Below are 1,657 nucleotides of genomic sequence, written 5' to 3'. Positions count from 1 at the left end.
GAGCTGCAGACACTCCTCGCCCTCTGGACCGGCGCCTGCCCCACCTGCCACCGCAACATACCCACACCCATACGAACCTGACCAAGCCCTACTAGGTGTCGGGCACCCACGATCCGACTGCCTCGTGATGCCGGGTGCGCCGGACCCAGGAAGCCCTCACCTGGGGAGACTGCGGCCTGGTTGCCACCGGATGCTGGACCGATCGTGGAGGCATGACCAGCAACGACACGCTCCGCGAACCGCACCCGTACGTCGGAATGTGGGTGACCGCCGATGGATTCATCCGCCAGGAACTGCTGCCGAACGGCCGCTACGACGAAGCCCGGGGCAACCGGCCGAGCGCCTACACGGGCAACTACACCGTCACCGGCAACCACCTCGACTACGTCGACGACACCGGCTTCACCGCTACCGGTGACATCCGTGACGGTGTCCTTTACCACGAGCATCTGGTGCTGTACCGCGTAGGCGACGCACGCCCCGGGAGGGAAAGCCGACCATAGCTAAGGTCTCTCGATGAGGACGGCAGGATGCTGAGGCCGTCGACGTCGGGCATCCGGATGTCGAGCAGGACGACGTCGGGCCACAACTCCCCCGCACGGTCTGCACTGCCTGGCACCTTCTCCATTGTTGGCAGTACCGGAATCGCGCTCGTGATGGTGGCCGGGTGCCTGGCTGCCGCTGGCTGAATGCCGCGCCTCATGCGCATCGCCGCTCCTGTGGCTGCGGTCGGCATGATGGCACTGACCGCGTACGTCCTGCACATCGCCGCCCTGTGGCTTCTGACCGATGTCTGGCCGATGGCCGTTGTGGAGGACGAGACGATGCTGGCGCTGCCGGTACTGCTGGGCTTCATCGCGGCAGCCACACTCGCTGCGACTGCATGGGTGCGCTTCTTCCGCCGCGGCCCCTTCGAGCACCTGCTGCGTGTGGCGACCGGTCCCGCGCAGTTCGTCAGGTAGCTGACTGCAGCGGCGAGGCGAGGGACATGAGGAACGCGGTTGTCGCGTCTGTTACCTGGCCCGCTGATAGGCGTTATAGCAGTCCAGAGCCGGGTGGTACAGGACCTGCCAGGTGCGGCCCTCGATGAGGCCGCTTGCCGGCAGGCCGTGGCAGCCCTGAATCCACTCGATTTTCTGCAGCATGACCGAGTCGAAAACCCCGTCGAGAGCGAGCTTGGGCGGCTGCCCACCCCATGCGTTGCTCAGACACTGCGCCTGCTTGACCGCCCCACCGGTGTCACCGTACGTAACCGTAGGCCGCGACGCCGACGAGAGGTAGGAACACTGATGGGGCACGGCTGCGGCGACATGTGGCACGCTCAGGCCTAGTACTGCGACGGTACACAGCGCCGCACCCAGAGTGACCAGTCTGCGCTGTTCCATACCGCTCCTTCCGGACCGGCCGCCACTTGGAGCGGTTCGGCGTGAGGGCGATTGATGCTCTCCAATTATCCCCACAGGCAACAACGCTCGCGCGTTGCGGTCCACGGCAACGCCGGCATAGCCCTGCCAACGACGCCCAGGCCCGCACCGTCACGCGGCACACGGGCGGGTCAGCGACCCGGCACCGGGGAAGCGTGTCACCCCGTCACCCGGAAGGCGCGACACGCCTCTTCTTCCCCACCGCGACGCGCGGCCCCGCCCCGGCTCACAAC

The 1,657-nt window shown here is 66.8% G+C and carries 3 protein-coding genes; 2 read left to right on the top strand and 1 reads right to left on the bottom strand.

Going from position 1 to position 1,657, the window contains the following annotated elements; translation table 11 throughout:
• Nucleotides 1-212 precede the first annotated feature (212 nt).
• Nucleotides 213-503 carry an Atu4866 domain-containing protein gene (locus ACWCQK_RS42480; RefSeq protein WP_451164620.1) on the top strand — a complete coding sequence of 97 codons (291 nt, stop codon included), beginning with the start codon at nucleotides 213-215 and terminating at the stop codon, nucleotides 501-503.
• A 198-nt stretch (nucleotides 504-701) separates the two neighbouring features.
• A complete protein-coding gene (locus ACWCQK_RS42475) occupies nucleotides 702-962 on the top strand; it encodes a DUF418 domain-containing protein (RefSeq protein WP_451164618.1) in 261 nt (86 codons plus the stop codon).
• Nucleotides 963-1,013: 51 nt separating this feature from the next.
• Here ACWCQK_RS42475 and ACWCQK_RS42470 read toward each other — a convergent pair whose 3' ends face one another.
• The gene (locus ACWCQK_RS42470; RefSeq protein ID WP_451164616.1) at nucleotides 1,014-1,385 is read right to left on the bottom strand and encodes a peptidoglycan-binding domain-containing protein; all 372 of its coding nucleotides are present in this window, start codon (nucleotides 1,383-1,385) and stop codon (nucleotides 1,014-1,016) included.
• Nucleotides 1,386-1,657: the final 272 nt, after the last annotated feature.

Source organism: Streptomyces sp. NPDC002306 (assembly GCF_053593435.1).
Note: the sequence above shows the minus strand (reverse complement) of the source record. Positions and strands in the feature narration are given on the sequence as shown.